Annotated in this window: 20 protein-coding genes; 11 read left to right on the top strand and 9 right to left on the bottom strand. The window is 73.9% G+C overall.

Annotation, left to right across the window (positions count from 1 at the left end; genetic code table 11):
* Positions 1 to 149 precede the first annotated feature (149 nt).
* The 3 genes from ACZ6R6_RS38515 to ACZ6R6_RS38505 form a co-directional block, all read right to left on the bottom strand.
* The gene (locus tag ACZ6R6_RS38515; RefSeq protein ID WP_470101882.1) at positions 150 to 1,505 is read right to left on the bottom strand and encodes a serine hydrolase domain-containing protein; all 1,356 of its coding nucleotides are present in this window, start codon (positions 1,503 to 1,505) and stop codon (positions 150 to 152) included.
* A 39-nt stretch (positions 1,506 to 1,544) separates the two neighbouring features.
* Positions 1,545 to 3,824 carry a HelD family protein gene (locus tag ACZ6R6_RS38510; protein WP_470101881.1) on the bottom strand — a complete coding sequence of 760 codons (2,280 nt, stop codon included), beginning with the start codon at positions 3,822 to 3,824 and terminating at the stop codon, positions 1,545 to 1,547.
* A gap of 197 nt (positions 3,825 to 4,021) precedes the next feature.
* Complete coding sequence (locus ACZ6R6_RS38505; protein WP_470101880.1) at positions 4,022 to 4,468, bottom strand: hypothetical protein; 447 nt, start codon at positions 4,466 to 4,468, stop codon at positions 4,022 to 4,024.
* Positions 4,469 to 4,866: 398 nt separating this feature from the next.
* Here ACZ6R6_RS38505 and ACZ6R6_RS38500 point away from each other — a divergent pair, with 398 nt between their 5' ends.
* The 5 genes from ACZ6R6_RS38500 (at position 4,867) to recD2 (ending at position 11,702) form a co-directional block, all read left to right on the top strand.
* On the top strand, positions 4,867 to 7,341 hold the full coding sequence (locus ACZ6R6_RS38500) for an AAA family ATPase (RefSeq protein WP_470101879.1): 2,475 nt from the start codon (positions 4,867 to 4,869) through the stop codon (positions 7,339 to 7,341).
* Positions 7,342 to 7,565: 224 nt separating this feature from the next.
* Positions 7,566 to 7,796, top strand: a complete 231-nt coding sequence (locus tag ACZ6R6_RS38495; protein WP_470101878.1) for a hypothetical protein — start codon at positions 7,566 to 7,568, stop codon at positions 7,794 to 7,796.
* A gap of 180 nt (positions 7,797 to 7,976) precedes the next feature.
* Positions 7,977 to 8,423 (top strand): redox-sensitive transcriptional activator SoxR, encoded by a 447-nt coding sequence (gene soxR, locus ACZ6R6_RS38490; protein WP_470101877.1) that lies wholly within the window; start codon positions 7,977 to 7,979, stop codon positions 8,421 to 8,423.
* 71 nt (positions 8,424 to 8,494) lie between these two features.
* Positions 8,495 to 9,379, top strand: a complete 885-nt coding sequence (locus ACZ6R6_RS38485; RefSeq protein WP_470101876.1) for an aminoglycoside phosphotransferase family protein — start codon at positions 8,495 to 8,497, stop codon at positions 9,377 to 9,379.
* Between the two features lie 121 nt (positions 9,380 to 9,500).
* On the top strand, positions 9,501 to 11,702 hold the full coding sequence (gene recD2, locus ACZ6R6_RS38480) for an SF1B family DNA helicase RecD2 (RefSeq protein WP_470101875.1): 2,202 nt from the start codon (positions 9,501 to 9,503) through the stop codon (positions 11,700 to 11,702).
* Between the two features lie 33 nt (positions 11,703 to 11,735).
* On the opposite strand, the gene ACZ6R6_RS38475 is transcribed toward recD2, so the two are convergent.
* The gene (locus ACZ6R6_RS38475; protein WP_470101874.1) at positions 11,736 to 12,641 is read right to left on the bottom strand and encodes a pentapeptide repeat-containing protein; all 906 of its coding nucleotides are present in this window, start codon (positions 12,639 to 12,641) and stop codon (positions 11,736 to 11,738) included.
* A gap of 349 nt (positions 12,642 to 12,990) precedes the next feature.
* Here ACZ6R6_RS38475 and ACZ6R6_RS38470 point away from each other — a divergent pair, with 349 nt between their 5' ends.
* Positions 12,991 to 13,455, top strand: coding sequence for a MarR family winged helix-turn-helix transcriptional regulator (locus tag ACZ6R6_RS38470; protein ID WP_470101873.1), 465 nt, complete (start codon positions 12,991 to 12,993; stop codon positions 13,453 to 13,455).
* 238 nt (positions 13,456 to 13,693) lie between these two features.
* Here ACZ6R6_RS38470 and ACZ6R6_RS38465 read toward each other — a convergent pair whose 3' ends face one another.
* The 3 genes from ACZ6R6_RS38465 to ACZ6R6_RS38455 all read right to left on the bottom strand — a co-directional run bounded on the left by ACZ6R6_RS38465 (position 13,694) and on the right by ACZ6R6_RS38455 (position 16,058).
* The gene (locus tag ACZ6R6_RS38465; RefSeq protein ID WP_470101872.1) at positions 13,694 to 13,951 is read right to left on the bottom strand and encodes a hypothetical protein; all 258 of its coding nucleotides are present in this window, start codon (positions 13,949 to 13,951) and stop codon (positions 13,694 to 13,696) included.
* Between the two features lie 260 nt (positions 13,952 to 14,211).
* The gene (locus tag ACZ6R6_RS38460; RefSeq protein ID WP_470101871.1) at positions 14,212 to 14,886 is read right to left on the bottom strand and encodes a response regulator; all 675 of its coding nucleotides are present in this window, start codon (positions 14,884 to 14,886) and stop codon (positions 14,212 to 14,214) included.
* Positions 14,883 to 16,058 (bottom strand): sensor histidine kinase, encoded by a 1,176-nt coding sequence (locus tag ACZ6R6_RS38455; RefSeq protein WP_470101870.1) that lies wholly within the window; start codon positions 16,056 to 16,058, stop codon positions 14,883 to 14,885. Before ACZ6R6_RS38455 ends, ACZ6R6_RS38460 begins: the two co-directional genes overlap by 4 nt.
* A gap of 174 nt (positions 16,059 to 16,232) precedes the next feature.
* On the opposite strand from ACZ6R6_RS38455, the gene ACZ6R6_RS38450 reads away from it, so the two are divergent.
* The 3 genes from ACZ6R6_RS38450 to ACZ6R6_RS38440 all read left to right on the top strand — a co-directional run bounded on the left by ACZ6R6_RS38450 (position 16,233) and on the right by ACZ6R6_RS38440 (position 22,460).
* Positions 16,233 to 17,531: an alpha/beta hydrolase family protein gene (locus ACZ6R6_RS38450; RefSeq protein ID WP_470101869.1), complete on the top strand. Its 1,299-nt coding sequence runs from the start codon at positions 16,233 to 16,235 to the stop codon at positions 17,529 to 17,531.
* A gap of 223 nt (positions 17,532 to 17,754) precedes the next feature.
* Complete coding sequence (locus tag ACZ6R6_RS38445) at positions 17,755 to 19,530, top strand: RNA ligase family protein (RefSeq protein WP_470101868.1); 1,776 nt, start codon at positions 17,755 to 17,757, stop codon at positions 19,528 to 19,530.
* Positions 19,530 to 22,460, top strand: a complete 2,931-nt coding sequence (locus ACZ6R6_RS38440; RefSeq protein ID WP_470101867.1) for a poly(A) polymerase — start codon at positions 19,530 to 19,532, stop codon at positions 22,458 to 22,460. Before ACZ6R6_RS38445 ends, ACZ6R6_RS38440 begins: the two co-directional genes overlap by 1 nt.
* Before the next feature lie 202 nt (positions 22,461 to 22,662).
* Here the strand turns inward: ACZ6R6_RS38440 and ACZ6R6_RS38435 are convergent, their stop codons facing one another.
* A complete protein-coding gene (locus ACZ6R6_RS38435; protein ID WP_470101866.1) occupies positions 22,663 to 23,265 on the bottom strand; it encodes a CGNR zinc finger domain-containing protein in 603 nt (200 codons plus the stop codon).
* Between the two features lie 81 nt (positions 23,266 to 23,346).
* Between ACZ6R6_RS38435 and ACZ6R6_RS38430 the strand changes: the two genes are divergently transcribed.
* Complete coding sequence (locus ACZ6R6_RS38430; protein WP_470101865.1) at positions 23,347 to 23,496, top strand: hypothetical protein; 150 nt, start codon at positions 23,347 to 23,349, stop codon at positions 23,494 to 23,496.
* The gene (locus ACZ6R6_RS38425; protein WP_470101864.1) at positions 23,493 to 24,398 is read left to right on the top strand and encodes a phosphotriesterase family protein; all 906 of its coding nucleotides are present in this window, start codon (positions 23,493 to 23,495) and stop codon (positions 24,396 to 24,398) included. Before ACZ6R6_RS38430 ends, ACZ6R6_RS38425 begins: the two co-directional genes overlap by 4 nt.
* 52 nt (positions 24,399 to 24,450) lie before the next feature.
* Here the strand turns inward: ACZ6R6_RS38425 and ACZ6R6_RS38420 are convergent, their stop codons facing one another.
* A complete protein-coding gene (locus ACZ6R6_RS38420) occupies positions 24,451 to 25,674 on the bottom strand; it encodes an MFS transporter (protein ID WP_470101863.1) in 1,224 nt (407 codons plus the stop codon).
* Positions 25,675 to 25,747: the final 73 nt, after the last annotated feature.

Raw genomic sequence — 25,747 nt, 5'->3', positions numbered from 1 at the left:
TCGGGGCGGCACCACCCCCCGGTGCCGTCCCCACGGAGGGCTCCGGCGACCGCCCCCGGCCGGGGACGGTCGCCGCTGTCACCGGTCCGGGGGAGCGGGGTACGGCCCCGGGAGACCGCCGTGGCGAGACGGCGGTCTCCCGGTCCGGCTCAGCCGCGCCAGCCGCCGCCGTCCACCCCGCCCGGGACCTCGGCGGTGGGATCGTAGGGGGTGCGGGTGAAGACGAAGGTGTTGAGGTCGAGGTGGCCGGGCGAGCCGTCGGCCCGGCGGACCAGGCGCAGCGTCTCACCGGCGTAGTAGCCGTCCAGCCCGAGCCAGGTGCCGTCGGCCTGGGCGGCGAACCGGGAGGCCCGGCCGGGGCCGCCGATCGGGTCGAGGGAGATGCCGCGCTCCGGCAGCAGCCGCAGCGTGTAGGCGCTGGGCCCCCAGTACCACGGGCCGGTCAGCTCCAGCAGGTCGGCGTCCGCCGCGACGGGCTCCCACTCGGCCGGCAGTCGCGGCTCGTGCTCGTCGAGGATGGCCAGCAGCTCGGTCAGCAGGGTGCGGCTCACCCCGGAGGTGGTGTTGGCCATGAACAGCACGCCCACCCGGTCGGCCGGGTCGGCCCACACCGTGGCCAGGAAGCCCGGCATGGAACCGGAGTGACCGGCCAGGCGGCGCCCGCCCGCCCGGGCCAGCTGCAGGCCCAGGCCGAACCCGCCGGTCCAGGCGTCGCCGTCGTCGACGATCGCCGGCTCGCGCATCTCGGCCAGCGTGGCCGGGTCGAGGACGCCGGCGGTGTCACCGGCCAGGAACGCCGCCCACCGGGCGAGGTCGCCGGGGGTGGACCACAGCTGCCCGGCCGGGGCCATGGCGACCGCGTCGTGCTCGGGCTCGGGCAGCAGCACGTCCGCCCACGGGTGCACGGCGTAGCCGGTGGCGTGCGGGGCGAGCGGCCGGGGCGTGGTCCGCCGCATGCCCAGCGGCTCCAGGATCTCCGCCTGCACGGCCTGCGCCCAGGTCACGCCCCGGTGCCGGGCGACCAGCTCGCCCAGCAGGGCGAAGCCCAGGTTGGAGTAGTGGAAGCGGCGGCCGGGCCGGTGCCGGGCGGTCGCCGGGCCGAGCAGCCCGATGAGCTCCTCCAGCGGCATGCCCGGCGTCCGCTCCCACCACTGGCCGGGCGGCTCGGCGGTCAGCCCGGCGGTGTGCGACAGCAGCTGGGCGATGGTCACGTCACCGACCGGTGTGCCGGGGACGTGCTTGCCGATCGGGTCGAGCAGGTCCACGCGGTCCTCGTCGCGCAGCCGCATGACCACGGTGGCCACCATGCTCTTGGTGATGGAGCCGATCCGGTACTGGGTGGCCTCGGTGGGCGCGGTCCCCTCGACCCGGCCGCGCGAGCCGTACCAGGCGATCCGCCCGTCGCGCACCACGGCCGCCGCCAGGGACGGCAGCCGCGACCCGGCCTGCTCCACCGCGATCCTCCGCAGCAGCGCGCGAGCCGTACTCTCCAGAACCGGCGACATCAGATGACCCTTCCCCGACACGACGTGACGCCCCCAAGGCTAGTGCCGGGCGAGCCCGGCCAACATCCCCGGCAGCTCCCGCCGGTGTGTCACGGTCAGCCGCCGCGTCGCACGGGTGATCGCCACATACAGATCATGGCCGCCCATCGGTGTCTGAGCCAGGATCTCGCCGGGCTCGACGACCACCACGGCGTCGAACTCCAGCCCCTTGGAGGCGGTGACGGTCAGGACCGCGACGGAGGAGTCCAGGATGTCGTCGTGGCCGGGGAAGAGCGCGGCGATCCGGGGATGACGGGCGTCGGGGACGACGACGGCCAGGCGGCCCTCACCGATTCGCGCGAGCTCGCCCTCGACCAGGGCCGCCAGGGCGCCCGGGGCGTCGGGGTCGAGGAGCACGGCGCGCGGCGGGCTCCCGCCCTCGCGGACCGACTCCGGGGGCCGCCGGCCGGGCGCGACCGCCGCGAGCACGTCGGCGGCCACTTTCATGATCTCCGCCGGGGTCCGGTAGTTGACCAGCAGGCGTTCCTCCCGCCAGCGGCCCCTGACGTAGCGGTCGAGCATCTCGCCCCAGGACCGCGCCCCGGCCGCCGACCCGGTCTGGGCGATGTCGCCCACGACGGTCAGCGACCGGGACGGGATCCGGCGCATCACGGTCCGCCAGGCCATCGCCGACAGTTCCTGCGCCTCGTCCACGATGACGTGCCCGTAGGCCCAGCGCCGGTCGGCTCCGGCCCGCTGGGCGGTGGTCATGGCCGGCTCGGGCCTCTCGTGACGTGCGGCCAGCGCGGCGGCCTCCATCATCCGGTCCTCCAGCAGGCCGGTGAACTCCAGCACGCCCAGCGCGTACCGCTCCCCGGCCTCGCGCTCCTGCTCGGCGAGCTCCCGGGCCGCCCCGGTCTCGGTCTCCTCCTCGCCGAGGAGCTCGGCGGCCTCGTCCAGCAGCGGGACGTCGCCGACCGTCCACGGCCTGCCGTACGGCCGCAGCAGGCTCTCCCGCTCGGCCCGCGACAGGCCGGGCGCGGCCGAGGCGAGCGCGCCGGCGTCGGTGAGCAGGTCGGAGATCAGGCGCTCGGGGGTGAGCCGCGGCCACAGCGCGTCCAGTGCCTCGCGCACGGACGGCTGCGCCCACAGGACCTTGCGGGCGTGGCGCAGACCCTCCTCGTCCATCGGCCGGTCCAGCTGGGCGGCCTCGTCCAGGGCGAGCGCGCCGAGCATGGAGACGAGGAACAGCTTGCGGGCCACGTTGTGCGGGCGGCGGGCGGCCCTGGCCCGGTCCCGGGCGGCCTCGCAGGCGGCGTGGTCCACCCGCAGCGTCATCCGCTCGACCACGACCTCCACCCCGCCGCGCACCGAGGTCCGCAGCACGACCGGGACCTCAAGGTCGCCGTCGGGGACGCGCTGGCGGTCACGGAGCGCCGTGGCGATCACCTCGGCCATCCGCAGGTCGCCCTTGACCACGGCGGTGGGCGGGTCGTCGGTCGCGGTGGCGCGCACACCGGGATACAGCTCGCCGACGGCCGAAAGCACCACGTCGGTCTCGCCGAGGGAGGGCAGCACCTGGCCGATGTATCGGGAGAACAGCGTGTTGGGGCCCACCACCAGCACGCCCCGTCGTTCCAGGACGGCGCGGTGGGCGTACAGCAGGAAGGCGGCCCGGTGCAGCGCGGCGACGGTCTTGCCGGTGCCGGGACCGCCCTGGACCACCAGGGCGCCCGGCAGGCCGGACCGGATCACCCGGTCCTGCTCGGTCTGTATGGTGGCCACGACCTCGTTCATCCGGCCGGTACGGCTGCGCCGCAGGGCGGCCATGAGCGCGGCCTCGCCGACCAGCGTGCGGCGGTCGCCGTCACTGAGGCGCTCCAGGTCGAACACCTCGTCGTCGAGGTCGACCACGGTGCGGCCGTCGGTGTGCAGGTGACGGCGGCGCACCAGCGTGCCGGGGTCACCCGGGGTGGCGGTGTAGAAGGCGCGGGCGGCCGGGGCGCGCCAGTCGGTGAGGACGATGTCGTGGTCGGCGCCGCGCAGGCCGATCCGGCCGATGTAGCAGGTCTCGCCGCCGGTGTCGTTGACCCTTCCGAAGCACAGGCCGCGCTCGACTCCCGACAGCCGGGCCAGGCGGCGGGCGTGCTCGCCGGCGGATACCTCCCGCTCGACTCTGGCCTGGTGGAGCCCGCCGGGCTCGCCGCGCGCGTATATCCGGCCGAGGTCGGCGCGGACCTGCTCCCTGACGGCGTCAAGGCGGTCGTAGAGGGTGGTGACGTAGGACTGCTCGGCGCGCAGCGCTCCGGCGCGGGCGGAATCGTGTTGACGGGACTCCATCTCTTTGGTAGACTCCTGTCTAATGGGATTTTTGTAAGCTTTGTGGGCGATTGAGCATAGCGCTCTCGCCGCTCCCCGTCACTCCCTGTCCGGCCGCGCCTTCCGGCCGTCGGACGGTCATCGGCGATCCGCTCGCCTCTCTCCGCGCCGATCGCCCCCGCCGCCCGGCCGGGCGGCGGGGGCGATCGGCGGTGGGATCACGGGTTGTCGACGCCGATCCAGTTGACGTGCCACTGGAAGGTCTGCGCGACGGCGGGAGTGATGGGGCTGCTGTCGCTCCAGCGGACGTAGAGGCGGAATCCGGTCGTGGTGGGGCTGTAAACGGCGCTGGTGCCCGTCAGCGCCCAGTGGTCGCCGGTGCCGCCGACGGAACTCGTGTAGACCGGGGTGCCGGTGAAGTTCGCCGAGGTGGTGTCGACATCGATGTAGAGACCGGTGTTGTTCCCGTAGGACTCCCAGCCCTCTCCGGGCGTCGTCTTCCCGGCCGCGACCCGCTGGCTCGTCTTCGCCGCCGCTGTCACCTCGGCCGCCACCTGTTTGGCGGCCGGGCGGTCATCGGCGTGCGCGCTCGCCCCTGTCACCAGGACGGCGCCGAACGCCAGGGCGGCGGACAGGGCGACGGTCGTGGACCTCACGATGGCCATGTGTTCTCCTTCGGTTCTCAGTCAAGTCCTCGGCGGTCATGACCTCGGAGAGGCGCTGTCCGCAGGTGCGCGCAGCGCCTGCCATGGCGTCTGAGGACGCAAACGATCATCACTGATGGTAGTCATCTTGCAACCGAATGTCGTTGAATGCCGCTGTTTGACGGCGTGCCGTCGGTTGGTGCGCATACGGGCACGCTCTGCCGGGCCGGGCGCCGCCCTTCGGGTGCGTGAGATCGCGCGAAAACAGTAGTGTCCATCCAAAATTACAGTGACATCAAAATTGTCGTCTAAGGTGGGGCGGTGACCTTCACCTCCGACATCCGCCCCGGCGCCCCTCTGGACGTCGGGAACCGCATCGCACAGCTCCGCAATCCAGGGCGACCCCGGAAGGAGCGGCGGTGAGCCGGCCGGACGACACCGTCGACGGCGACGTGATCGAGGTCGTCGGGGCCCGCACCCACAACCTGCAGGACGTCGGCGTCGTCTTCCCCAAGAACAAGATCGTCGCCTTCACCGGCGTCAGCGGCAGCGGCAAGACCTCACTCGCCATCGACACCGTGCACGCGGAGGCCCAGCTGAGATACCTCAACGGCATCTCGCCGTTCTTCCGCCAGTTCATCTCACCCAAGGACCGCCCGCAGGTCGACCGGATATCCGGGCTGGGCGCGACCCTGGCGGTGGACCAGCGCCGGCTGAACCGGAGCCCGCGCTCCACCCTCGGCAGCATCACCGGGTTGAACGACTTCCTCGGCCTGCTGTTCGCCCGGCTGCCGGCGCTGGGGCCCGAAGCCCGGGAGTTCCCCGAGCTACGCGGGCTGACCAGTGCTTATTTCGACCGGTACAGCATGGAAGGCCGCTGCAGGGAGTGCGGCGGCATGGGCGCCACGGTGAGCCCGGCCGAGGACCGGATCGTGACCCGCCCCGACCTCCCGCTGCTCGCGGGCGCCGGGACGTGGTTCGGCCGGGCCGGCTCCGGGGAGTCCCTGGCGCTGCCCGCCCTCGCCGAGCGGTACGGCGCGGACCTCGGCCTGCCCTGGCGCGAGCTGCCCGAGGAGTTCCGGCAGGCGGTGCTCCACGGCACGGGCGACGTGCCGGTCACCTACAAGATCACCACCAGGCAGAAGAAGACGGGCGCCGAGATCACCTTCGAGCGCAGCGTGCCGCTGAAAGGAGCGGTCCTCGAAGTCTCCAGGCTCTACGACGCCGCGGGCACCGACAGGGCCAAGGAGCACTACGCCCGGTTCATGCGCCGGATCGAGTGCCCGGCGTGCGGCGGCACCGGCTTCGGCGAGGTCGGTCTCACGATCAAGCTCGGCGGCCTGGTCTATCCCGAGGTGATCAGGCTCCCCGTCGAGGAACTGCGCGGATGGGTGGACGCGGTCGGTCCGACGCTCACCCCGATGCAGCGGGAGGTGGCCGACACCGTCCTGCCCGACCTGGCCCGCCGCGTGCGGCTGCTGGTCGAGCTGGGCCTCGGGCACCTCCAGGTCACCCGCACCGCCCCGTCGATGTCGGGCGGAGAGCTGCAGCGGGCCCGGGTCGCCGCCCAGCTGAACACGGACCTGACCGGGATCGTCTTCGTCCTCGACGAGCCGAGCGCGGGCCTGCACCCCGCCGACAAGCGCCCGTTCCGCGAGATCCTCCGCGAGCTGCGCGACGCGGGCAACACCGTCCTGCTCGTGGAGCACGACCCTGAGCTGATCGCCCTGGCCGACTGGGTGGTGGACATCGGCCCCGGGGCCGGGCGCGAGGGCGGCAGGCTCGTCGCGTCCGCCCCGCCGTGGGAGCTGAGCCGCGACGGGCGGTCGATCACCGGCGCCTACCTCGGCGGGCGCGGTCCCCGGGTCCGCCGGGCCCGGCGGTCCGACCCCGCCGCGGCGCCCCGGCTCGCCCTGATCGGCGTCGATGCGCACAACGTCCGCCTGGACCGGGTGGAGATCCCCCTTCACGTGCTCACCTGCATCACCGGGGTCAGCGGCAGCGGCAAGAGCAGCCTGCTGCACCAGGCGCTCGGCGCGGGCCTCGACGCCGTCCTCCGCGGCGAGCGCCCGGAGGCCGTCGCCCGGATCGAAGGCGCCGGGCGGCTCGACTGGGTGACGGTGGTGGACCAGAACCCGATCGGGCGCACGCCGCGCTCCAGCCCGGCCACCTACATCAAGGCGTTCGACACGATCCGCAAGCTCTACGCCGCCACTCCGGAGGCCAGGAGCCGTGGGCTCGGCGCGGGGGCGTTCTCCTTCAACTCCTCCGGTGGCCGTTGCGAGACGTGCGCCGGATACGGCAGGCGCCAGGTGGACCTGCACTTCATGCCGGACATGTGGGTCGTGTGCGACGTCTGCGAGGGGCGCCGCTTCACCCCCGAGCTGCTCGCCGTCACCTATCGCGGCAAGGCCGTCGACCAGGTGCTGGAGATGACCGTGGACGAGGCGGCGGACTTCTTCGGCGGATCGGCCGGCCTCGCCGCCACGTTGCGCGCCGCCCAGCAGGCGGGTCTGGGCTATCTCCGGCTCGGCCAGAGCGCGACCGAGCTCTCCGGCGGTGAGGCGCAGCGCCTGAAGCTGGCCAACGCGATCCTGCTGGGCGGCGGGGGCCGCGGCCGCGGCCTGGTGATCCTCGACGAACCGGTCACCGGCCTGCACCCGTCCGACGTGCAGCGCATGGTCGACGCGTTCGACACGCTGCTCGCGGCGGGCAGCTCGGTCGTCATCGCCGAGCACGACCTGCACGTCGCCGCCTGCGCCGACTGGATCATCGACATGGGGCCGGGCGCCGGCGACAGGGGCGGGCGGATCCTCAACCAGGGCCCTCCGGCGACGATCGCGGCCGGCCCCGGTGTGACCGCGGAGTATCTGCGGCCCCTCGTCACGGGCTGAGCGCGGGCGTCCACCCGCCTGCCGGGCGTCCACCCGCCTGCCGGGCGGGCGGCACGTAGGCCGCCTCGGGCGGCAGCCGGAAGGTGACCCGGTGCTCCTGCCTGAGACGCCCTCGGCGGCCTCGCCGTCCGGGCCGTAGACGCGGACCTACGCGGAGAAGACGTTGCCCGGCCTGAAGCCGTCGCCGGCGTGCTCCGGCACCCCACCTGCCGGACTCCGGGACCGTGGCCCTGTACGAGTGCAAGGTCGGCGACCACACCCTCCTCACCACCGACGGTGGCTGCGAGGGGCAGTTCCCCATGGGGCCGGTCGGCCACGCCTACACCACACAGGTGAGCGGCTCGGTGCCGCTCTACCGCTGCCGCAACACGGTCAACGGTGACCACCTCATCACCAACCAGGCCGGCTGCGAGGGGTGGACCTACGAGTCGCGGCTCGGTTACGTGCTGCCCTGACCATGGGCGACCGGGCCGGGCCAGGCCGCCCGGCCTGGCCCGGTCGCCCATATCGGGGCGCCCGCCGGCGCCCGACGTCCCAGGTGGAGGTCCCACCCGGGCGACGACGGAGGCGCCGCCGGCGCCGCGCGGACGGCCTCGTTCCCGGACGACGGTTCAGGTCAGGCTAGGGTCGGGCGCATGCCGGACTCCGAAACGATCGCCACCGAACTGACCATCGGGGAACTGTCGGCGCGCAGCGGTGTGCCCACCTCCGCGCTGCGCTTCTACGAGCGGCAGGGACTCATCGCCAGCCGTCGCACGGCCGGCAACCAGCGCCGCTACCACCGCAGCACGCTGCGCCGGGTGGCGTTCATCCGCGCCTCGCAGAGCGTCGGCATGCCCCTGTCGGTGATCGGCGAGGCGCTGGGATTCCTCCCGGAGGGCGTCCCGCCCACCCGGGAGTTCTGGATCAGGGCGTCGGTGTGCTGGAGCGAGGAGATCAACGCCCGCATCGAGAAGATGGAGCGGATGCGCGACCGTTTCACCGAGTGCATCGGCTGCGGCTGCCTGTCCTTCGAGCAGTGCGGGCTGGTCAACCCCGGTGACACCCTTGCCGAACAGGGCCCCGGGCCCCGGCGCCTCTGATCAGAGGCGCCGGGACCGGCCAGGGCGGCGGGGCGCCGGGGGGAGCCGGTCGCGGAGTAGGCTCACCTCCCATGGACGTCACCGAAACCCGACGGAGCCTGCTGGGCAGGCTGCTCCCGGACGACGATCTGGCGGCTCTCCCCGTTCACCGGGGGCAGTTCCACGACGTGGTGATCGGCGCGGAGCGGGTCGTCTGCTTCGCCCGGACCGGGGCGGCCGGCGGCCGGCTGCCCCAGCGGGCCGCCGTGCTGCGGACCCTCTCCGGCCTCGACCTCGGTGTCCGCACCCCCGAACCGCTGGCCGTCGGAGACTCCCGGGCCGGCGCCGGCGCGCCGTACCTGCTGCTCAGCCGGATCCCCGGTGCGCCGCTGGCTCCGGAGGAGCTCCGCTCCCGCGAGGTCGCCGGCGCGGTGGCCGCCCAGTACGCCGCCCTGTTCACCAGGCTCGCGGCGGCGGGCTCGGAGGGGGCGGTGCGCGAGGCCCTGCCGCGCGTGCCGCGAGACAGGTGGCGGGTGTTCGCCGGGGAGGTGCGGGCGGAGCTGTTCACGTTCATGTCCGCCGCCGGCCGTGAGCGGGCCGAGCGGGAGCTCGCGGCCCTGCGCGACCTTCCCCACCTCACCTCCGCCGTGGTGCACGGCGACCTCGGCGGCGAGAACGTGCTGTGGGAGAGGCGGGACGGGCTGCCCCGGTTGAGCGGTGTGGTCGACTGGGACGACGTCTGCCTGGGGGATCAGGCCGAGGACCTCGCGGCCGTCGGGGCCAGCTACGGCACGGCGTTGCTGGAGGAGGTGCTCTCGCGCGTCGGAGCGCGGTCCGGCCTGACCGCGCGGATCTCGGCGATCCGCGGCACATTCGCGCTCCAGCAGGCTCTCTACGCGGCACGGGACGGTGACCGGGAGGAGATGGACGACGGCCTGAGCGGCTACCGCACGGCACGCTCGGCGACCCACCGGTAGCCGCCCACGGCTCTCCCCTGACCGACACCGCGGCCCCGCCCCGTCCGTGCCGCCCGGACTGTCGCACCCACCGGTTAGTGTCCTGAGGTGAGATGCTGCACATGATCCCGGGGAGCGTACGGTGACCGTGCTCGCGAAGCCGTACCCGACGGACGTGGACGCCTCCGTCGAGCAGCTGATATACGTCCGTGACGACGAATACACGGTCGCGCGGATGAGCGCCGAGAGCCTGGCCGGGTTCGTCGCCTCGGGTCGGGCGCTGGCCGGGGTGCAGCCGGGGGAGACGCTGCGGCTGGCCGGGGAGTGGGAGGAGCACCCGCGCCACGGCAGCCGCCTGGTGGTCAAGCAGTGCGAGCGGGTGGTCCCCTCCACCGTGCGCGCCATCACGCTCTACCTCGGATCGGGCCTGATCCGCGGGATCGGGCCGCGGCTCGCCCACGCCGTCGTCAGCCACTTCGGCGAAGAGACGCTCACGGTCATCGACACCGAGCCGGAGCGCCTCACCGAAGTCGTCAACATCGGCGCCGCGCGGCAGGCGCAGATCGTCCAGGCGTGGGCGGAGCAGAAGGCGGTCGCCGCGCTGATGGTCGCCCTGCAGGGCTTCGGGATCAGCCCGCTGCTCGCGGCCAAGATCTACCAGGTCTACGGCAACGACTCGTGCGACATCCTCACCCGCGACCCCTACCGGCTGATCGGCCAGGTCAGGGGGATCGCCTTCCACACCGCCGACCGGATCGCACTGCGGTCGGGGGTGCCGGAGCACAGCCCACAGCGGATCAAGGCGGCGGTCCTGGACCGGCTGGAGGTGGCGGCCGCCCGCGACGGGCACTGCTTCCTGCCGCTGCCCGCCCTCCTGGCCGCGGTGGCCGACCTGGTCGGCCAGGAGGAGGGGCCGATCCGCCGGGCGGTCGACGCGCTGGTCGCCGAGCACCGGGTGGTCGTCGAGGCGTCGCCGGCCGGCCCCGGCCAGGTGGCGTACGCCAAGGAGCAGCACAGCCGCGAGGTCGCGCTGGCGGCGCAGCTGACCAGGCTCCTGCGGGCCCGTTCGACGTTGCCGCTGCGCGCGTTCGCCGACGACGAGGGGCTGGCGGAGGACCAGCGGGTGGCCGTGAACCTGGCGCTGACCAGCACCGTGTCCGTCCTGACCGGCGGTCCCGGCTGCGGCAAGAGCCACACGGTGAAGGTGATCGCGGCGACCGTGCGGGCGATGGGCGGCACGGTGACCCTGACCGCGCCGACGGGCAAGGCGGCCAAGCGCCTGTCGGAGCTCACCGGCCTGCCCGCGATGACCGTGCACCGGATGCTGGCCCAGCAGCCGGAGCGGGAGGAGGGCACGCTGTTCCAGCAGTCTCCCGCGCAGGCGGATCTGATCGTCGTCGACGAGGCGTCGATGCTGGATCTGCAGCTGGCCACCCGGCTGACGGCCGCGATCCCGGCGGGCAGCCACCTGCTGCTGGTCGGCGACAGCGACCAGCTCCCCAGCATCGGGCCCGGCAGCGTGCTGGCCGATCTGCTGCGCGTGGCGGAGATCCCGCGCATCCGGCTGACCCAGGTCTTCCGGCAGGCGCAGGACAGCGGGATCGTCCAGGCCGCCCACCGGATCCGGGCGGGCGAGCTGCCCACGCTGCCCGGCCGGGGCGGCTTCTGGTTCGAGGAGCTCGACGACCCGGAGCAGGTGGCCGCGCGGGTGGTCCATCTGGCGACGGAGGCGATCCCCCGCAAGCAGAACATCGGCAGGGACCAGATTCAGGTGCTGTGCCCGATGCGCAAGGGCGCGACGGGCGCCACGGAGCTCGGCCGCAGGCTGCAGGAGCGGCTGAACCCGGCGCGCGAGGGCACGGCCGAGCACTGGTCGGGCCCGTCGGTCTTCAGGGTGGGCGACCGCGTCATGCCGATCCGCAACAACTACGACAAAGGCGTGTTCAACGGGGAGAGCGCCACGGTCACCGCGGTGAACCCGCAGGAGCGGCTGGTGGAGATCCGCACCGACGACGGGGAGAGCGTGGAATACACCTTCGGCGAGCTGGACGAGCTGACCCACGCCTACGCGATCAGCGTGCACCGCTCCCAGGGCAGCGAATACCCGTTCGTGGTGGCGCCGATCGTGGCCGAGGCCGGAGGCGTGATGCTGCAGCGCAAGCTGCTGTACACCCTGGTCACCAGGGCGGAGTCGTGGGTGGTGCTCGTCGGCCAGCGCGAGGCGCTGGAGCTGGCCGTGCACCGCCTCGGCCGGCGCAGGAACACCGGCCTGGCCCTCCGGCTCGCCCTCGGCTGCGCGGGCCCGAGCGTGCCCGGGGGAGCCGGACCGGGACAGGACGGGTGAGCCGGGGCGCCCGCCGGCCTGCCCGGGCCGGCGTCACCTCCGGCGCGGACTCCTCCTCCGGGGACGGGAGGAGGAGGGCGGGGCCGGCGTGTCCGAGGACTGCCAGTGCGCCGGGCGGGTGAGCGTAGGCGGCAGCGCGGTGGCGGCGTCGCCCCTGGCCGCGTTGAGCTGGGACTGGGTCAGGAAGATGCTCCCGGTGAGGTCGGCGCCCCTGAGGTCGGCGCCTCTGAGGTCGGCCCCGATGAGGTCGGCCACCCTGAGGTCGGCGCCTCTGAGGTCGGCCCCGATGAGGTAGGCGCCTCTCAGGTTGGCGCCTCTGAGGTCGGCGCCCCTGAGGTCGGCCCCGATGAGGTCGGCGCCTCTGCGGTCCTTCTTCTGGCGGCCGGCTCCGGCCCGTACGAGCTCGCTCGTACGCAGCAGCAGGGCGCTGACCTCCTGCCGGTGCGCTGCCACGTCCAGCTCCATGAGGGAGTCGGGGCTGTCGCGGGTGAGACGCTCGGTCGTGTCGAGCGCGAGGCGGATCTCCTCGTGGAGCGGGAGGGCCGGCCGCAACGTCAGCGCCTCGGTCAGATACCAGAGCAGCTCATGGAGCTGCCGCATGATCGGGAACACCTCGAACATCTGCCGTGCGGCCTGCGGGGCCCGGCGCCAGTCCTGTCCGCCGAAGGTGAGCTGGGTGACCTTCTGTCCCGCGCCGAAGCAGTCGTAAACGGTGCAGCCCGGGAAGCCCCGCTGCCGGAGGCGTGAGTGAATGCCACAGCGGAAGTCCGGCTGCAGGTTGGCGCACGGCTGCCCGGCCGCTTTGTCGACCGCGAAGTCCGCCGAGGCCGAGAAGGGCAGCGCGACACAGCACAGCCCCGAGCAGCTCTCGCAGTCGGCTCGCAGGCTGAGCAGGTCGGCGCCGGGGACGGGGCGCGCGGGTTCGTGCGTCTCGGACAACGTGCGTGGTCTCCTCTTACGTCATGGACGGCGTTTCCCAGCTCTGAGGTTACGGCCCTTCAGCACTCCGAGGTTACGGCGGAGCCGGCCGGCGGCCGGATGCGGAAGCCCCGGCCCCGGCCCCTGCCCCGGTCGCGGGCCGTACGGCGGCCGGACGGGACGGCGGCCCCGCCGTCGCGTTACGGTCACTCCCGCCGTGTCTGCGTCCCGCCGGCCGTGGCGTGCCTGCGGGCGAGGGCCCGGCGTGGGCCGCACGACCACTTACTTGCACACGCGCTTTATTTCAAAACGTGGGTAGACTGGGCGACAATGACGGCCCGCCTGGAGGGGGGCGCGAGAGGAGGCGGCCATGGGGATCGGCGACGGTGCGGTGCAGGTCCGCGCGCAGGGCTGGCGGACGCTCGCCGCGCTGCACGGGCTGATCGAGGCCGCACTGGAGAGGGCGCTGCAGGCCGGCCACGACCTGTCGGTGGTCGAATACACGGTCCTGGACGCGCTGTCGCGCCAGGACGGCTGGCACATGCGCATGCAGCAGCTGGCCCGCGCCGCGGCGCTGTCGGGCAGTGCCACCACCCGGCTGGTCAGCCGGCTCGAAGACCGGGGACTGCTGACCCGGGTCCTGTGCCAGGACGACCGGCGCGGCATCTACACCGAGCTCACCGAGCCGGGGTGGGCGCTGCTGACCAGGGCCCGCCCGACCCACGACGACGTCCTGGCCAGGGCTCTGGCCGAGGCGGAGCAGACCCCGGAGCTCGCGCCGCTGGTCGAGGCCCTGCATCGCCTGCCGATCGACTCCGGGACGCCGGCCCGCTGAACGCGGAGAATCCCGGCCTGCGCGTGGCACCTCGCCCCGCGTGCCCGGTGGCCGCTGTGGTGATCAACCCGTCTGCCGGGAGCCTCATCCGTGTCATGAGGGAGACGCCGGACTCTCGATCGTCCGGTGACCTGGCGGACCGCCCGGGACGGAGAACATCCCGAGACGGAGAAAATCCGCGAAAAAATCCGCCCCGGGCCGACATCGACGCCGCCCGGGACGGATCTCCTAATCAATTCTAATAGAAAAGGTGAAGAGCAACGCGAGAGCCGGCGCGCTCACACTTGAAATCCTGGACGATGCCGCCACTGGTGATGGCCTTGAAGCCGGCCCTGACGCACTGGTCGTTGTAGTCATAGTAACCGGCGAGGTGCCATGAGGGGGCGGCCTGCGCGGCGGGACTTGCGGCGGAGGCGGCCGTGGCGGAGACGGTGACGGTGCTGAAGGCAAGCCCACCGGCCATCAACGCCACTGCGGCCAGACGACGAGTTCTCATTCTTTTCCTGTCCTTCGTCGAAGTTGAAGAACGCGCCCATGAACGGCGACTCCGGCGGTAATCGCGTCTCGGACACATGATTTCCTGCCGTCAGAATGCGCCGCCGTACTTGGAAACCGCTTGCGGACCACTGGGAAATCCGGCCGGGGACGGCAGGCGGTTGTCGCGGATGGACGGCGATTATCCGCGCGTCGCGCAGCCGGACCCGCCAGGCGCCCCCGAGCGGCGCGGTGATCGGCGTCCCCGCCCGTGCGCCTGGCTCACCCGCCATGCGCTGTCGCCGGGCGGATGAGACCGCTCTCGTAGGCGAAGACCACGACCTGTGCGCGGTCCCGCAGCCCCAGTTTCAGCAGGACCCGGCTGAGGTGCGTCTTCACGGTGGCTTCGGCCAGGTGCATCGCCGCGGCGACCTCGGCGTTGGACAGCCCGCGCGCCACCTGGACCAGCACCTCGCGTTCGCGGGAGGTGAGCGGTGCCAGCCGCTCGTCGCGCTCGGGCACGCTGGGCATGAGCTGGGGGGCGAACTTCTCCAGCAGGCGGCGGGTGACCCGCGGGGAGACCGCGGCGTCGCCCGCCGCCACGCTGCGGATCGCGGCCAGCAGCTCCTCGGGCCGGGTGTTCTTCGGCAGGAAGCCCGAGGCCCCGGCCTTCAGCCCGGCGAAGGCGTACTCGTCCAGGTCGAAGGTGGTCAGGATGAGCACGCGCGAGCGCGGGGAGTCCCTGACGATCCTGCGGGTGGCCTCGATCCCGTCCATGCCGGGCATGCGTACGTCCATCAGCACGACGTCGGGCCGTAGCAGCCGGGCCATCCGGGCGGCCTCGTCGCCGTCGCCCGCCTCGCCGGCCACCTCCAGGTCCGGCTCGGCCTCGAACACCATGCGGAACGCCATGCGCAGCAACGACTCGTCATCGGCGATCAGCAGCCGGATCGTCACGCCGTGTCCTTCCCCATCGTGTCGTCGCCGATGTCGAGGCTGGCCGCCACCCGCCAGCCGCCGCCGGACAGCGGACCGGCATGGAGGATACCGCCGTAGGCGGCGACGCGCTCGCGCATGCCGACCAGGCCCCGCCCGTGGGCGTCTCCTGGCGCGGGCCCCGGGCGGCCGTCGTCAACGACCTCCACGGCGGCGCACCGCGGCGTCAGGCGGACCCGGACCTCGGCCGTCGCCCCGGGAGCGTGCCTGAGCGCGTTCGTCAGGGCCTCCTGGACCAGCCGGTAGACGGTGAGCTGGGCGACGGCCGGGACCGCGTCCGGGTCACCGGTCACCTCCAGGCGGGTCGGCAGCCCGACCGCGCGCATCCTGTCGGTGAGCGGGCCGAGCTGGGCGATCCCGGGGGCCGGACGCAGCCGCGCGCCGGTCTGCCGGCAGGACTCGGCGTCCTGCTCGGCGCCGAGGGAGCGTCGCATGTCGTCCAGGGCCTGCCGTCCGGTGGCCGCGATCTGCTCCACGGCGGTGGCCGCCCGCTCCGGCGCGCGGTGCCGTACGTACGCCGCGCTGTCGGCCAGCGCCACCATGACCGACAGGTTGTGGGTGACGATGTCGTGCATGTCGCGGGTCATCCGGGCGCGTTCCTCGGCGACGGCGAGCCGTGCCCGCTGCTCGCGGTCGTGTTCCAGCGAGGTGACGTACGCCCGCCGGGCACGCGTCCACAGGCCCGTGGTGAGGGCGGCGGCGGTCATCGCGGTCAGCGCGGCCACCGTGAACGGCGACTGGCCGGGCGGCGCCCATCGCGCCGCGGCCAGCAGCGCTCCGGCCTCCAGCGTGAGCCCGGCCACCAGCGTCTGCCGCCAGGTGCAGCGCGTAGCGACGGTGTAGAGAGCGACCAGCAGCGCGGCGTCGGCGGGGAGCTGCACGTCGGCGACCCACTGGACCGCGGCCGCCGCCGCGATCGCGCAGAACACCGTCAGCGGCGCGCGCCGCCGCCACGCCAGGGGCACCACCAGGGCCACCTGGAGCAGCAGCGGCCCCGGCTCGCCGCGTGCCGGCACCTGGCCGGGGCCGAGCGTGACAAGGAAGATCACGGCCGCCAGCAGCGCGTCGGCGGGTATGGACGACCATCGAGTGAGCGCTGCGGGACAGGCCACCGGACGGTCGCCTCGTTTCATGCCGCTCACCCTAGTTGTCCTGCGGATTCGCTCCCCATCCTCCTTCAGGATGAACATCCGGGCATGTCAGCCGGAAGTCGTAGGCGTGGATCAGCCGTACGCCGCTGGCCCGGGGCCGGGCCCCGCTGCCAGCCTCGTCGGGCACCGGAATCCGCAGCTTGCAAGGAGCCTCACATGTCCTTCCCCACGATCGCCGCGACGGTCGCCGGGCTGGCGCTGGCCACGGTCGCCGCGCCTGCCACGGCCCCCGCGCTCGCCGCGACGGCCCCCGCGCTCCCCGCGACGGCCCCCGCGCTCGCCACGGCGGCACCCGCTGTCCTGGCGCGTCAGGCGCCGGCCGGGCACCGCGTCACGACGGCCCTGCCCGCGCCGACCGGGCCGTACTCCGTCGGCACCCTCGCCGTGCGCCTGGTCGACCGCTCGCGCCCCGACCCCCTGCTCCGCTCGCAGCCCTACCGGGAACTGATGGTCAGCCTGTGGTACCCGGCGGAGGAGACCGGCCGGGCCCTGCCCGTCGCCCCCCACATGGCGCCCCTGGCCGCGGCCGACTGGGACCGCCGCTCCGCGCCGCCCATGGGCATCGCGACGGGCGCGGTGGACTGGGCCGCGACCCCTACCCATGCCCGCGTCGGCGCGCCGGTGGACCGTCGGGCGGGCAGGCTTCCGGTCGTGCTCTTCGGCTCCGGGGACGGCGGCCCGCGCACGCTCGGCACCACCCTGGTGGAGGACCTGGCCTCCCGCGGCCACCTGGTCGTCACCGTGGACCACACCTACGAGGCCGACCAGGTGGAGTTCCCGGGCGGGCGGGTCGTGCGGGCCGTGCCCCTGCCGACGGAGCTGACTCCGCGCGTCATCGCCAAGCTGCTCGCGCGGCATTCACGGGCCCGCCTCGCGGACATGCGGTTCGTCCTCGACAAGATCACCGCGCTGGGACGCGGCCACGGCCTCGGCGAGGAGGCCGGGCAGTTGCCCGCCGGGCTGCGTGGCGCCCCGGACCTGTCCCGGGTGGGAGTGCTCGGCCAGTCCCTCGGCGGGTCGGTGGCCGCGCAGCTCGTCCACGACGACCGGCGCGTGGACGCGGGTGTGAACCTCGACGGCGGCTACGTCGGCCGGGTGGCGAAGACCGGCGTCGCCAAGCCGTTCCTGCAGATCGCAGCCGAGGCGCACACCCGGGCGAGCGAACCGAGCTGGAAGTCGTTCTGGGACGCCTCGACCGGCTGGAAACGGGAGCTGCGCCTCGCGGGCGCGGCGCACGGCTCGTTCACCGACCTGCAGGTGATGCTGCCGCAGATCGCAGCGGCGGTGCCGAAGGTGCCCGTCGCCGACTTCGTCGGCACGGTCGACCCCGGCCGGTCCGTGTCGGCCCAGCGCGCCTACATCGCGGCCTTCTTCGACCTGCACCTGAACAGGGAGCCCAGCCGGCTCTTCGACACCCCCGACGCCCGCTTCCCCGAAGTCTCCCTCATCCCCTGACCGCCCACCGCCCGCTGCCCGGCCGGGGGTACGGTGGGCCGGCCGTCTCAGGAAGCCGGTGGAGCGTCGGGGCGAGGACCACGACTCGGAGCCGGGGGGCCGACTCGGCGGAGGACCGGATGGCCGCTCCGTGCCGGCCGGGCAGCCGGCGTTTATTCGATGGACCCGCTGCCGTCGGGCTCCTACAGTGACCGGGACCTGACGGCGGCACCGGGAGCGGATCATGCGGACGCACTACCCTCGCACTCCGCACCTGCCCTGGTCTCCAGGGGCGTCCTCGGACGACGTGCGGATCGGCGACCTGTCGGGGCTGGTGGGCCAGGAGGTCGTGGTCACCGAGAAACTCGACGGGGAGAACACGACCCTCTACCCGGACGGCCTGCATGCCCGTTCGCCGGACTCGGCGCACCACCCGTCCCGGGCCTGGGTCAAGGCGTTGCAGGGGCGGATCGCCTCCTCGATCCCGCGCGATTGGCGGGTGTGCGGGGAGAACCTCTACGCGCGGCACTCGATCGGGTACCAGGACCTGGAGAGCTGGTTCTACGGCTTCTCGGTCTGGGACGGCGACCGCTGCCTGGACTGGGACCGTACGGTGCGCTTCACCCGGCGTCTGGGGATTCCGGTCCCGCGGGTGCTGTGGCGCGGAGCCTTCGACGAGCGGGCGCTGCGGGCGCTGCGCCTGGACACCTCGCGGCACGAGGGATACGTCGTGCGTGCCGTCGAGGGGTTCGCCCGGGAGGAGTTCGCCCGCCGGGTGGCCAAATGGGTGCGCCGGGGGCACGTCCGCACCGACACGCACTGGATGCTCGCCCCCGTCGTCGTCAACGGCCTGAGCCCGGCCGCCACGCTGTGGGCGGTGCGTTCGGGAGCCTCCGCCGACGTCCCGTCGCTGCTGGCCGCGGCGGGGATGGCTCCGGCGGACCTGGGCGGGCCGGCCGAGCCGGTGCCCGCCGCCGTCGAGCGGGCCGAGGCGGCGGTGTCCGAGGTGTCGGCGAGGCTCGATCTGCTGGGCCGGTCGGGGGACGCCCGGCTGGCGGGCGTGCTGGCGACGCTGCTGCACGGCACGCGCCGGACCCGGCTGGCGCCCCGGCTGGTGGCGCCGCTGGGCATGCCGCTGGCGCGGCGGGTCGCGGACCTGGTCGGGCTCCACCCCGGTCTGCACCGCCCGTTCCCCGACGACCAGCGCCGGACCGGCCTGGTACGGCTGGCCGCCGCCGCCGACCTGGGCGTCCTGCACGCGGTCGCCGGCGCGGTCCTGGCCGGCCGCGCCGACGGAGAGTCCGCCGACGCCCGCGAGCAGGTCGACTGGTCCGCGCTGCACGCCGAGGACGCCGGGCTGCTCGGGGAGGCGCCGTTGGAGCCGCTGCGGGCGGGTCTGCGCCGGGCGCTGGGCGAGCGCGACGCCGACGTGACCGACCGATGCTGGGCGCAGGCGCGGGAGGCCTACGCCCTGGGCCGGATCGCCACCGCCGAGGAGGCCGTGGCGCTGAGCCGGCGGTGGCGGTCCGGGGAGTTTCCCCGGCTCGTCCACATGGTGGGCCCGTCGGGCAGCGGGAAGAGCCGCTTCGCCGCCGCTCTCCCCGGTGTCGGCGAGATCGTCTCCCTCGACGATCTGCGTCAGGCCCAGGGGTCCCGGTCGGACCAGCGGGCCAACGCGACCGTCTTCCGGGCGGGCCTGGACCGGCTCGACGCCGCCCTGGCCGGCGGCGGTACCGTGGTCTGGGACGCCACGTCCCTCAGCCAGCACCAGCGCTCCTCGGTGCACGCCGTGGCGCACCGCCGCGACGCGTTGATCACACACGCGGTCCTGCTGGTCGATGAGGACGCGCTGGCCCGGCGCAACACCGGCCGGACACACCAGGTGCCGCCGGAGGTGCTCGCCGCGCAGCTCCGCCGCTTCTCCCCGCCCTACCCCGGCCAGGCACACCGCACGTGGTACGTCGGGCCGGCCGGAACCGTCGAGGACGTCGCCGGAGCACTCGACGGTGAGGAGGAGTGATGCGCACGAGCGAGGAGATCTACCACCGGGTCCGCTGGGATCCACGGTTCGACCCGGCCCGGTTCGTGCTGGGCATCAACGTGCGCGGGGCCTCTCCCAAGCGGGTGCCGCTGCCCGCCTTCGTCCCCGGAGGCGATATCCCGTGGCACCGGGTGCTTTTCGTCGAGGCGGACGGCGAGGTGCTCTGGGACCGGTCCGCCGGTGTGGACCGGATCGACACGTCCGGGGCCGGCCGGGTGCGGGAGCCGCGCCGGCTGCGGGCGCCCTTCTTCACGGCCAGGACACCGTACGCCTGGGATCCGGAGGCCGGGTGGCGCCCGGCGGACCGCACGTCCCGGACGGTGCCGGCGGCCGCGGGTCTGCGAGTGCTGACCTGGAACACGCTGTGGGACCGCTACGACAGCGACCGGATCGACACCGCCCGGCGCAGGCCGCTGCTGCTGGCGGCGCTGGAACACGCCGACGCGGACGTCATCGCGCTGCAGGAGGTCGAGGCCGATCTGCTCGCCATGCTGCTGCGGGCGCGATGGGTCCGCTCCGGCTACGCCCTGGGCACCGACCCCGCCGGCAAGGACGTCGAGGACAGCGGGCTGCTGCTGCTCAGCCGGGTGCCCGTACGGGAGGCGGCCTGGCACGTCCTCGGCCCGCACAAGGCCGTCGCCGCCGTCACCGTCGAGTCCGCCTCCGGGCCGGTGGTGGTGGCCACCACTCACCTGACCAGCGACCACTCCGCCGACGGTCCGGTCCGGCGGCAGGAGGAGCTGGCCCGGATCGCCGAGGGGCTGGCCGGGGTGGACGGCGAGGTGATCCTGCTGGGCGACCTCAACGACGGCGGGGACGGGCCAGCAGGCGTGCTGGGACTACGGGATGCCTGGACCGAGGTGCACGGACCCGATGACCGCACGCCCACGTTCGATCCGCGAGTCAACCCGTTGGCCGCGGTCTCCTCACTGTCCGGCCGGGCCTCCCGGCTGGACCGGGTACTGCTGCGCGCAGGCGGGCTGCGGGCGGCCGGGGCGGCCTTGCGGGGTGACTCGCCCGGCCCGGAGGGGCTGTTCGTGTCGGACCACTACGGCGTGGAAGTGGATCTGGCCGCCGGCCGGATCGAGCCGGTCGACGTCCTCGACGTTCCGCCGACGGCCCGCACCGCGGTGGCCTGGATCCCGCCGGCGGAGCTGTGGCCGGCGATCCAGCGGATCCGCCGGGAACACGATCCGCAGATCCACCGCTGGCCACCGCACGTCAACCTGCTCTTCGGTTTCGTGCCGGAGTCCGACTTCGCGCAGGCGGCCCCGCTGCTCGCCGCCGCGGCGGCCGGGATCGCACCGTTCACCGCCCGGCTCGAAGGGGTGCACGCCTTCGAGCATCGGGACGGCGCCACTGTCTGGCTCGATCCGGCGGCTGCCGACCCGGCTCCGTGGGCGGGGCTGCGCCACGCGCTGGAGCAGCGCTTTCCCCGCTGCCGCGGCCGCGCCGACGGCTTCACCCCGCACCTGACCTTGGGACGGACCCCGGATCCGCACCGGCTCGCCATCGATCACGCCGTCCGGCTGGGCGGCATGTCGGCGCGGGTCGGCGAGTTGGTCCTGCTCTCCCGCCGGGGTGAGGAGCCGATGCGGCCACGGGCGACGATCACCCTGGGAACGGGCGAGGTGCGGTGGCTGCCGGCGCTCGACGCGCAGGCGCGGGCCCGGCTCGGCGAGACACGCGCCGCCGGGCCGCATTCCCGGGCCCGCGCCGGCGGGGACGGCCCGCCGGCGGAGGACGGCCCCGCAACCGCGCGGGCGTCGCAGGTCGCACAGCGGCTGTCGGAGGCGCTGGGCGACGGAATCGTGCACGTGGCCGGATCACGACGGCTGGGTTGCGCGCTGGCCGGAGCGGACCTGGACCTGGTGGCGGCGCTGCCGGGCGCCGTCGACCTGGCCCGCGTCCAGGCGCGGGTGGCGGCGGCAGGCGCCACCGGGATCCGGCAGGTGATCGGCGCCAGGGTGCCGGGCCTGCGGATGCGCGTCGACGACCTGGACGTCGACCTGGTGGTGGTCGCCACCGGGCAGCTCCCGCCCGCCCAGGCCGTGGCCCGCCGCGCCCAGCTGGGTGAGGCGGCCGCGGTGGCGTTGAGCGCGGTCAGCGACGCGGACGCGGTGCTGGCCGCGACCGGCGGCGACCGTGCCGCCTTCACCAGGTTGGCCAGGGAGGTGAAGGCGTGGGCGGGGGCGCGCGGGCTGGATTCAGCCCCGTTCGGCGGGCTGCCGGGTCTGGCCTGGACCGTGCTGGCGGCACGGACGGCGCGCGAGGCCGGCGACCTTCCCGCCGGTGACCTGCTCCGGCACTTCTTCGGCACCTGGGCCGCCTGGAACTGGCGGGAACCGGTCAGCCTTCGGGCCGGCGCCGCCGCACCCCGTCCGGCCGGCTCCGGTACGACGACAGGTGGCGGCTCCGGGGCGGCGGTGTCGATCGTGACCCCGACCGAGCCGGTCCGGCTCTGCACCGAGCAGGTCGGTCACGGCGGGCGCGACCTGCTCGTCCAGGAGCTCTACCAGGCGTGGGAAATCCTGGAGGCGGCGGCGGAGACCGGTGGTGATCCCTGGCCCGAGCTGTTGTCGCCCCCGCCACTGCACCGGCGGCACGCGGCATGGGCGGTGCTGACCGTACGGACAGGGCCGGGCGAGGAGTTCGAGGCCACCCTGGGCCGCCTCCGGGGCCGGATGCGGGCGCTGCTCACCGCCCTGGAACACGCCGGATCGGTGGACGCGCACGCCTGGCCCCGGCCGTTCGGGACCGGCCCGGGGGCGGCGCGGTACGCGATCGGGCTCGGCCGTACGCCGCCGGACGCGGCCCGGCTCGCCGAGATCGCCGGCAGATGGGTCAGGGGCCTGCCCGGCGTCGGGATCGAATGGGCGGAGTGCGGCGCGGTGCCGACGCTGCGCTGACCGGAGGGGCGTGCTCCGAGGTGATCTGGAGGCGGCGCGGCGAACGCTCGCGGCAGGCGGTCCTCACGGCCACCCGCGCGCTGATCTCCGAGGCGGGCCGGCGGCCCGGAGGCCCGGCGGGGCAGGGATGGCCCTGCGACTGTCGCGTGGGGGCAGGGCAGGGCGGAGGCGCGCGTTCCTGCGCGGACGACGGCCCGGCGGTTCAGTGCCGTGAGGTGACCGCGAGGTCGTCGTCCGCGTTGGGAGTGGCCGCCTTGCGGCGGGCGCGGAGCGCGCGGACCCTGCCTCGGCTCGCGCACGCCGGGGAGGGGCACCAGCGTCGACGCCCCGGCGGGTCGACGAAGACGCCCCGGCAGTCGTGTTCCGGGCAGCTCTTCAGGGCCAGCCGGTCCGGGCCGGTCAGCTGGTCCACCGCCTGGCGGGCGATCCGGGCCAGGGCGTGCGCCGTCGTCGCCGGCGGTTCGCGTCGCAGCCGGTCGTCCGAAGCGAGCCGGACGGGATCGTCGTGTCCGGCCAGGAACGCGGCCAGGTCCGCCGCGGCGGCCGCGGGTGGAGGCTGCTCGTCGACGGTGGCCAGCGCGAGGACGCGCAGCGTCTCCCGTAGCATCCGCGCCTGGTGAAGGTCGCCTTGATCGGGCGGCAGGGCGGGGGACAGCTCGCAGCGCTCCAGCCACTCGGCGAGGCGGTCGGACGTGGCGAGCCGCTCCACGGGGTCCGCGCTGAACGTGCGGCCTCTGGTGGCGAGCAGGTTCAACCACGTGGCGCCGCAGTCGAAGCGGAAGGCGGACCGGTCCTCTTTGGTCATGAGGTCAGGGTAACGGTTTGGTCGTTACGTCTGCTAGATTCTCGTAACGCTCAAAGCGTTACGAGAGTCCGAGGCGGACACATGATCATGGCGACGGGTCAGGCACTGTCGGAGCAGATGACACGGGCGCGGTTGGATCGCGGTGAGGGGCACCGGATGCCGGACCTCCTCCAGGACGAGGCCATCCAGCAGGAGACCCTGCCGGGACCGGAGCAGGGAGCCGCGCGATGAGGGCGGCGGTCCGGACCGTGCTCGGGGACATCCCGCCGGAAGAGCTGGGCATCTGCGACGCCCACGACCATCTGTTCATCAGCTCTCCGGCGCTGCCGGGCCAGGAACTGGACGACGCCGGAGCCGCGCTCACCGAGCTGAACGCCTTCGCCGCGCTCGGCGGGCGCGCGGTGGTGCAATGGACGCCCTGGGGGATGGGGCCCCGGACCGAAGAACTGCCCGGCCTTTCCCGGCGGTCCGGCGTCCATGTCATCTCCGCCACCGGAATGCACCAGGCCAAGCACTACGACCAGGAGGAGCTGACGCGCGTCCACGACAGGCTGGCCGAGCTGTTCATCCACGAACTGACCAGCGGCCCCGTGCGGGCCGGGATGATCAAAGTCGCCGGGGCCTACCACCGCCTCGACGACCACGCCCGGCACGTCATGGCCGCCGCCGCCGAGGCGCACCATGCCACCGACGCGCCCATCGGCATCCACCTGGAGGCCGGAACCGCCGCCCTGGACGTGCTCCACCTGCTGTGCCGGACGCACGGGGTCGCTCCGCACCGGGTGATCCTCGGGCACCTGCACCGTTTCCCGGACACGCGGATCCACCGGCAGGCCGCCGAGGCCGGCGCCTTCCTGGCGTTCGACGGTCCGTCCCGCGCGCACCACGGCACCGACTGGCGCATGCTGGACAGCTTCGCGGCCCTCGCCGACGCCGGCCACGCCCAGCAGATCCTGCTCGGCGGTGACACGGTCATCCCGGCGGCCAGGTCCGGTGCCGACGGCCCGGGAATGCCGTTCCTGCTGAGCGGCCTGCGCCCGCGGATCGAGCGCGAGCTGGGCTCCGACATCGCATCCGCGATCTTCACGGAGAATCCGGCCCGCGCGTTTGCGGCGCGATGGCGACAGCCATGACCCGGCGCCTGACGGGGGCGAGGTCTCCCCGGACTGGCCGGCCCCGAGGGGGTCAGGCTCGGCGCAGCCGCCGGATCGGAGGCGTCAGCAGCAGGGCCGCGCAGACCGCGAAGCTGACTCCGGTGGAGACGAACAGCAGGTCCCGAGGGTTGACGATCTCCGAGACCGGCCCCACCAGCGCCTGCCCGACGGCGACCCCGGCCACCGAACCGGCCACCTCGTAGGCGGTGACCCGGTTGAGGACGTCGGGGACGACCTGCGTCTGGACGCTCGTCGACCACATCACCGACCAGAACGCCCAGGCCATCCCGCCCAGCAGCTGGCCCGCCACCAGCAGCGGCAACGGCAGTTCCAGCGCCACCGGCAGCGGGATGAACGCGAATCCGAACATGGCCACGCCGCCGGCGGCGAGCGGCCGCGCCGGCCGGAACCGGATCGCGATCAGCCCGCCGAGGACGGTGCCCGCGCCGAGGCCGGCCATCACCCAGCCGTAGGCGGCGTCGCCGAGGCGGTCACCGATCAGGCGCGAGCCCAGCGGGACGTAGGGGCCGAAGACCAGGACGCCGAAGAACACCCAGATGAGGATCACCGACCACATCCAGCTCCGGGAGCGGAACTCCGTCCAGCCGCGGCGCAGGTCGAGCATGACCGTCGAGCGCTCCCTGGCCCCGGCGGCCGGGGCGAGCCGGATGAAGACCAGGCACAGGCCGCTGAGCAGGAACGTTCCCGCGTCGACGGCGTAGACGGCACCCGCGCCGGTCAGCGTCATCAGCAGGCCCGCGAGGACGGGCCCGCCGAGCTGGGTGGCCGCGTCGGCGATCTTCAGGGTGCCGTTGGCGCGCTGCGGATCCTCGGCGACGAGGGGGACCATGCCGTTGACGCCGGGCTGGAACATCGCGGCGGCCGTCCCGGACAGGAACGAGGCCGACAGCAGCAGCCAGAACGGTGGGGTCCCGGTGAAGAAGGCGACGGCCACCGCGGTCTGGGTGAAGATCCGGACGACGTCCGCGCCGACCATCATGCTCCGGGCGCCCACCCGGTCGGCGAACACCCCGCCGAACAGCACGAAGATCACGAACGGGGCGGTCCAGACGGCCAGGACATAGCCGACGCCGGACACCCCGTAGATCGCGCCGACGGCCAGCGCCGTCGCGACGGGCATCATCGCGTCACCGAGCAGCGATACCGCCCGGGCGCCGAAATACAGTGTGAAGTCCCTGGTCCAGAGCCTGGCCGGGGCGGCGGAGGACTGTTCACGGTCGAGAAGTGCGGTCATTTCCTGGGCTCCATGAGCCCCCATCCTGGACACTCCTGAAGCCGGCCACAGGCGTCCACGGTGACATCGTTAG

The organism is Streptosporangium sp. NPDC048886, from assembly GCF_055586905.1.
The sequence above is the reverse complement of the archived record's forward strand: the minus strand, read 5'-3'. Positions and strand labels throughout refer to the sequence as shown.